Here is a 7,407-nt window from a genome sequence, read left to right as displayed (position 1 = left end):
CCGTAGATACTGTTCCCTGTATTCTGACTCCCCCCGATGATCGGCACAGACGTCGAGTCAATCCAGACACCTCCCCCGAAATAGTCGTCCCAACCACATAAACCGATGATGTTATTAGACCTGATTGTGTTGCCAATGATTCGAGGACATGAGCTATCTTTTACTGCAATCCCGCCTCCCCGACCTGAGCAGGAGATCCGTGTGCTGTTAAAGATGATCTCGTTGTAGGCAATGGTTGGAGAGGCACCTTTTACGAAAATACCGCCACCATATAGGCCCATTCCGCCGCCCGCCATGGGATCTGACTGCCATGTTCCCATTCCGTTATAGATCGTAAACCCGCACAAAATCGCGCTCGACTTCTCGCTATTCTCGAACTTCACCACGCTTCCACTTGTGTCGCCATCCACAATGGTTTGGGAGATGAGTGATGGATCACCCAAGGTCAAATACAGACTCCCAACAACAATGTTCTTCCCGTTGAAGTTGATGTTTTCAACGTACCTGCCAGTGTCTACCAGGACGGTGTCGCCATCAGTGGAAGCGTCAATCCCCGCCTGAATCGTCGGCTGGTCTTGAGGAACTTTGATGCTGGTGGCTGTGGCCGTTGAGGTAATTACAAAAAGAGAAAGAATAGAGTAAAAACATATGATACACTCAATACACTTCACAGATACAAATTACCACACATCGGCAGAAACTCCAAAAATGACCCCAAGCTTCCCCGCCGACGTGCTGTGTTTCTACCAACCCAGATGTGCGCAAGTTTCCGTCCATCCTGGGCCAAATCGCAACCTAATTGCAGAGGATAATACCTAACTCGTCAAGAGAAAACCGTTAGAAATTAAAGTTATTGCGTACCCTACAGAAGCGTTAGCGTCTTCTTGGTGGTGCATCATAGTGTCGGCTCCACAATCTTGCCGATGAACAGGATTGTGCCCGAATGATTCTCACGAATCACAAAGAAAAAGGGTCTATCCACCCGCATGAATCTTATATCAGATCCGCCCGCCGATTGTATTATCGCAACCACCGTAACAGCGGCAGCCTCCGTGCCTTCTTCGTCGACCTCAACATAGGTCTTATGCTTGACATAATCGATCGATAATCCACCTGGTTTATACATCCTGGTGAAATCCGCGCCAGGGTGGAAAGCGATTCCCATTCCTAATGCACTCAATACGTCATTTAGCTTGATTTCATATTGCACAGTAAACTTGGGAAGTTGAAGCGTGACAGAATCTCTAGAGAAGCTCTCTAGCCAATTATCCCAATTCTCCTCATTCAATTCTTCAATCACGGAATCGACGGTTTTCGCCGGTTTCGGAAGGAAAATGGTCATCCTGAATTCTTCTTCTCCATAAGGCAAATCAATGGCCTGAAAGTTCTCATTCTCAGCATAGTCAAAAAGTCCCGTTTGAATCATCATCTTACACGAGGTCTGGGAGCCATCGGGTAAATTGAACCAATCGTCCTGCGTCTTCTCTTTATCAAATTCATAGGTCCAAGTCCCTTTGAAGTAGATGGCATTGATCAGAAACATCACTATATCGGGATCAATCTCCTTTATGATCTCGTCTATCTTTCCGTTCGTATTCTCCTCCACCCACTGGTTGATGGTCTCGACTGCATCCGGACTGCTGAAATTCAAAGCTCTAACGAGAGCGTTGAAGTAGGTCTTGTTGAGATCGATAAACTCCTGTTCAAAGGTCATCCCTTGGCGGTACCAGATAGAGTTGGCGATTTTGAACACGACTTCGGAGTCGAGGTTCGTGAGGAGGTTAATGAGGCTTTCGTAGGATTCATTGATCTCTTCTGTCGTCAGTCCAGCCAGTTCGAGGGTCTCTTCCATGTCTTTTTGCGTTTCGCCGTTGGCACCGTTGAGGGTCATCCCCAGAGCCATGGAGACACTCAGGGGGGAGATGAAAATATTCGAGTCGCCCCTGTCCTCAACAATTTCTTGAAAGAGCTTGAAGCCGAATTTGTTGTCGGACTTTACAAGACTCCTCTCAAGGGCAGTGAGCTCCCGCGGCGGGCCCTCGGGTTCGGTGGGGGCGCTGCACTGAAAAACGAAAGCACAGCCAAATAGGACGCTCATAAGACGTAACGTGCCAGGCATGATGGGACCTCCCCGTATTTTCTCAGGAACGCTACACAGGTTCCGGATGTCAGCTATATATGAGCCAAAGACGTGCCACAAGAGGCGGAGGTGTGTTTTCAGACGAGCGTTACAGGAGAGGAGAGGGAAGAGAGCGTCAGAAAACTGACTCCGGTCTCGGAAATCTGATATATGATATTCCCTGTCCAACAAATGAGGTGGGCCAAGTTGACCTGCTCCCCAAAAACTGGACCAGGGATAATGCGAGTTTTTTCATTCGGTGGCCCGCCCTCCAAATACTCGATATTGACTTACAAAACAACCCATTGAGTCTTAAACCTCCGGCTAAGCACGCCTGAACAAAGTAGGTTCTCATCGATGGGATGGGAACTTTCAGGTCCGTTCAGTATCCGCGCAATCGGTATCCTCAATATGATGCTGATGTAGTCAGATCTGGTCAAATCTCGCAATTCCCCTTCTGCAATACCCCCCGCATCTCGGTAGACAAATCCCCGAGAGTAATTGGTTTTCTCGACGGATTCTTTCTTCTTTAATGATATAGATCTTATTCTTGTCCACGCTGCCAAATGTTATCACATAAGGTCAAATATGGTCAGAATATGGACACGGATTCTATGGACACGCGGCGTCTTGAGGAAGTTGCCTCTTCTCGGAAAGACGTGGGGAGAGCGCTGCCTTTATAAGGCGGCGTTTCTGGATGACGAAACGAAATTGGGCTATACCCTCTCGCCGGCTCGGCCTGGAATAAGGGCTGATTTTATCTCAGTAACACCATCTTGCGGGTTTGGGTGAAATCACCAGCCTGGATGCGGTAGATGTGAACGCCGGCGCTCACCTGTTGACTCAGGTCGTTGGTTCCATTCAAGGTGACAGACTTGAATCCTGGCCCCTCCATACCTTGAACGAGAGTTCTGACCTGCCTCCCCTCTTTCAGGGAGATCATACCGCAGTGCTGTCACAGGGTTGAACGGGTTGGGGTAGTTTCCGTGAAGTGCAAAAGCTATCAGTACGTCCTCTTGTCCTGCTGCCTCAATCTTTCCTCTCTATCCTCCAACTGCGCGCAACTGTGCGAATGGCGTCCTTTCCGATTATGGGTTTCCCGTCAAATGTTTCGCCCGTGAGGGTTGCCTCAGTATCCTCGCATTCAATGCCCGTATCCCCAAATCGGAAGTGGAAGATAAGATCCGTGTCGCCATCACCATCTACATCCTCCTCGTGACGCTTGGGCTCACCCGTTTTCTTGTCTGAATGCATTTCAATAGCCTCTGTGCCGTTCTTGCCGAAACGTAAAGCTGCGTGATCGACCGTCGTGGCATCAAAATCCTCTGTGGACAGAATCGCTACGGGAATCCTCCCATGATCCTTCTTGCAATTAATGGAATTCGGGTCGCTGCCGGGCTTAATGTCTATGGCCACTTCCACGGCTTCTGGCTCGAAGATAGCAAATGGAGAGAGAGAGCTAAGGCTCGTGGAACAGATTACGTTCGCGGACGTGTCCACGGAGGCTGTAACTTTTAGCCAATCATTAATAGTATTATCATAATGGAATAGCTTTAAGTTCTCTTCCTTACCAGTGAAGGTGACTCCGGTATAGTCAATGCACACGGTCACCGATGAGAAAACTGCCGTGGTCGTTAGCATATAGTAGGTCGCTGGCGTGCCCAGCTTGAATCCAGACGGAGGTTCAGGAGCTACAGCACTGGTGGTCAGGGTGGTTATGCCCGCTTGTGTTACATTGTTGAAGGTCAGGGTAACGGGAGTCCCCCCCGTGGTTTCGTCTATAGGTTCGACGCCGCCGTTTCCCTCTGGAGTACCACCCGCGACATCGATTACGGTGATTTTCACTGTCTCGCTGTCTGTACCGCCCTGTCCATCACTCACCTCGAAGAAAATATCGAAGAAGCTGTCGGCTGCACTTGTGGACACGTCAAACGCCGGTGTGTAACTAAAGTCGCCGGTGAAACCATCAAACGTAGCCCCTGATGGGAGCCCGCTGACAGAGAAGGAAAGGGGATCCCCATCCACATCGGTGGCAGTCACTGTAAACTGTAACAGTTCGCCTTCATCCACATTCTTGTCGCCAATCAGCGTTAGCTCTGGCGGATTATTAATCGGGATAGGGGCGAGTGTGATGGCGACGCCTATCGGCCGGGCACCCACGCCGGATACTGTGGCAACGACAGTGTTACTGGCAGTGGCGATCACCGAGACAGTGTTGGAGGCAAAATTCGCCACGTAGGCAAAAGCCCCATCAGGAGTTATGGCGACGCCTGTCGGGGACGGGCCCACGCCGGATACTGTGGCAACGACAGTGTTACTGGCAGTGGCGATCACCGAGACGGTGTTGGAGGCAAAATTCGCCACGTAGGCAAAAGACCCGTCAGGGATTATGGCGACGCCCTGCGGGAAGCCGCCCACGCCGGATACTGTGGCAACGACAGTGTTACTGGCAGTGGCGATCACCGACACGGTGTTGGAGTCATAATTCGTCACATAGGCAAAAGCCCCATCCGGGGTTATGGCGACGCCTATCGGCCCGGTACCCACGCCGGATACTGTGGCAACGACAGTGTTACTGGCAGTGGCGATCACCGACACGGTGTTGGAGCCATAATTCGTCACGTACGCGAAAGCCCCATCAGGAGTCATGGCGACGCTTCTCGGGGACGGGCCCACGCCTACTGTGGCGAAGACGGTGTTAGTGGCAATGTCTGTCACAGAGACATTGCTTGAAGATTGGTTCACCACGTAGGCGATGGCTTGGGGGGTGCGTTTGAAGAGATAAGCCGAGCCTGAAGCACCTCCGTCAAAAAAAGCCCCAACGAAGGCGCAGTCGCCACTGATGGAAACTGAATTTCCGAACCACTCAGCCCCCGAGGCGTCGCTGGCGGTGAGTTTTGCCTGCTCTGTCCAACTCTGCCCATCACGAACAAATATATAAGCCGAGCCTGAAGTCATTCCGGCATCATCGTCCCACCAAGCCCCGGCAATGGCGTAGTCACCACTGATGGAAACTGAAATTCCGAACTGGTCACCCTCCGCGGCGTCGCCGGCGGTGAGTTTTGCCTGCTCTGTCCAACTCTGGCCATCACGAACAAATACATAAGCCGAGCCTGAATCACCTCCGTCAATATAAGCCCCAACGATGGCGTAGTCGCCGCTGATGGAAACTGAAACTCCGAACCGGTCACCCTCCGCGGCGTCGCTGGCGGTGAGTTTTGCCTGCTCCGTCCAACTCTGGCCATCACGAACAAATATATAAGCCGAGCCTGAATGACTTCCGGCATCATCGTCCCACCAAGCCCCGGCGATAGCGTAGTCACCACTGATGGAAACTGAATTTCCGAAATGGTCACCCCGCCGCGCGTCGCTGGCGGTGAGTTTTGCCTGCTCTGTCCAACTCTGCCCATCACGAACAAATATATAAGCCGAGCCTGAATCAAGTCCGTCAATAGGAGCCCCAACGATGGCGTAGTCGCCACTGATGGAAACTGAATTTCCGAACCACTCAGCCGCCACGGCGTCGCTGGCGGTGAGTTTTGCCTGCTCCGTCCAACTCTGGCCATCACGAACAAATATATAAGCCGAGCCTGATTGACTTCCGGCATCATCGTCATTCCGAGCCCCAACGATGGCGTAGTCGCCACTGATGGAAACTGAATATCCGAAATAGTCATACGCCTCGGCGTCGCTGGCGGTGAGTTTGAATTCACTAATCTGTGCGTGTGCCGGCTGGTCGATTGCCAGGATAGCCATTGCACAAATCGTCAGGGTTAGTAGTGGTGTCTTATTAAGCATTTTATCCTCTTGTTGTTTTTATGAGGGTGTCCCTAAGCTGCGGCTTTCCCGCACATAGGCCATTTCCCGCAGTGACAGCACAGTGTGTTGTCGTTACCTTAACCCGATATTCCCCATATCAAACCCAAACGCCTTCATATGAGTTTGAAATTGATACTACCATGAACATTTCATGTACTCTTCGTGAGAAACAAAGGCGGTTCTGTTACGATTCGAACCAAACCAACATTCCCCATATCAACTTGAATCTTAAATTCAGTCAGCTCCTGTTGGCCTACGCACGGCATCCTGCGGATATTCAAGTGATATCATTTTCTTGGTAACAAGAAATCCCCTTCAAACCGAAGAGGATTCTATTATTTGTTTTCTCATTTCCCTCCGCTGGCATTACCCAGGCCAGGTTGTAAGGGTCTAATCTCAGCTGTCCCAGCTTCGGTGGAATAGCCCCCTTTTAGTGAATACTACGATTCCGATATCATATTATCAATAAGGAACTTTCCGTTATTTCTGGTGCAAATTTCTGGAAATATCAAAATAGCAACTGCATCTCCTGGGTGTGATATCTCCATAACCCTGACAGGATTATAGGGAATCAGGCAAACTGCACAATTATGGACACGGATTCTATGGACACATGGGGTCATGAGAAAGTTGCCGCTTCTCGATGAGATGTGGGAAGAACGCCGCCTTTATGGGGCGGCGTTGTTCGATAGCGAAAGGGAAGGCCCACAAATACACGGAGTATAGAAAACGAACATCTGAAGACTAAAGGGCATTGAACGGAAACTTTGTCACAGCTGCAGTCAGATGAGGTCAGGGAAAAAACAAGGGAGAATGGTGGCCTCCAGTGCAGACAAGACCAAGAACCAAGATTCCGAGCGTACGGATTAGAAGAAATGGGATTGAGGATTACTGATCGCAAATGGCCTGTTCAGACCTCCAGATTTGGTTAATCTCAAGTTTCTCCATTTCGGCAGAGTTCTATTGCCTTGAATGATTTGAGAAGACCTCCTGAATTCTATTTCTCTGCCCTGTGAGCTGACTTAGTGCTGGAAAATCATCTGAAAGGACCGTATGTTCTGGAAGAAATGAGCGGAGCAGTATAATGAAAGAATTCAGTATTGTCGCCTTTTTTATGTGTTGTGTTCTCTTAATAGTCAGTTGTGCACCTATGCCAGTCGTTGAGCCAACTCAAAAAAGTAATCTGACCGTTGGTATGGTAAAGACCAAGATAGTTAAGGGGGAAACGAACCAGGCTGACGTCTTGGAGTTATTTGGTGCTCCAAACTTGGTTACAATTAATCAAGATGAGTACGAAGTTTGGAATTACAATAGGATGTCTTTCAAGACAGGCAGTGGGGAGGCAGGCGACGTCTGGTTGGGTTCGAGGGCTCTTTCAACTTCGACGACAAGTTCTTTTGATCTAATTATAACTTTTGACGAGAATGATGTTGTCAAAGACTACAGCATGATTTCGTCATCATACTAAT

The 7,407-nt window shown here is 49.8% G+C and carries 5 protein-coding genes and 1 riboswitch; of the genes, 1 reads left to right on the top strand and 4 read right to left on the bottom strand.

The genetic code is table 11. The features are described from left to right. The 4 genes from V3U24_00025 to V3U24_00010 all read right to left on the bottom strand — a co-directional run. The coding region (locus tag V3U24_00025; GenBank protein ID MEE9165838.1) for a hypothetical protein at positions 1 to 671 on the bottom strand (671 nt) is incomplete at its 3' end. Between the two features lie 224 nt (positions 672 to 895). Beyond that, complete coding sequence (locus V3U24_00020) at positions 896 to 2,119, bottom strand: serpin family protein (GenBank protein ID MEE9165837.1); 1,224 nt, start codon at positions 2,117 to 2,119, stop codon at positions 896 to 898. Positions 2,120 to 2,876: 757 nt separating this feature from the next. Continuing rightward, positions 2,877 to 3,062, bottom strand: coding sequence for a hypothetical protein (locus V3U24_00015; protein ID MEE9165836.1), 186 nt, complete (start codon positions 3,060 to 3,062; stop codon positions 2,877 to 2,879). Between the two features lie 86 nt (positions 3,063 to 3,148). Then, the gene (locus V3U24_00010) at positions 3,149 to 5,917 is read right to left on the bottom strand and encodes a beta-propeller fold lactonase family protein (protein MEE9165835.1); all 2,769 of its coding nucleotides are present in this window, start codon (positions 5,915 to 5,917) and stop codon (positions 3,149 to 3,151) included. 355 nt (positions 5,918 to 6,272) lie between these two features. Further along, positions 6,273 to 6,377: riboswitch (TPP riboswitch) on the bottom strand. A 645-nt stretch (positions 6,378 to 7,022) separates the two neighbouring features. Here V3U24_00010 and V3U24_00005 point away from each other — a divergent pair. Continuing rightward, positions 7,023 to 7,406 carry a hypothetical protein gene (locus V3U24_00005; protein ID MEE9165834.1) on the top strand — a complete coding sequence of 128 codons (384 nt, stop codon included), beginning with the start codon at positions 7,023 to 7,025 and terminating at the stop codon, positions 7,404 to 7,406. The last annotated feature ends 1 nt before the right edge of the window (position 7,407 follow it).

The sequence above is a fragment of the Candidatus Neomarinimicrobiota bacterium genome (genome assembly GCA_036476315.1).
In the GTDB taxonomy this organism is placed as follows: Bacteria; Fidelibacterota; Marinisomatia; order Marinisomatales; family S15-B10; genus JAZGBI01.
The sequence above is the reverse complement of the archived record's forward strand: the minus strand, read 5'-3'. Positions and strand labels throughout refer to the sequence as shown.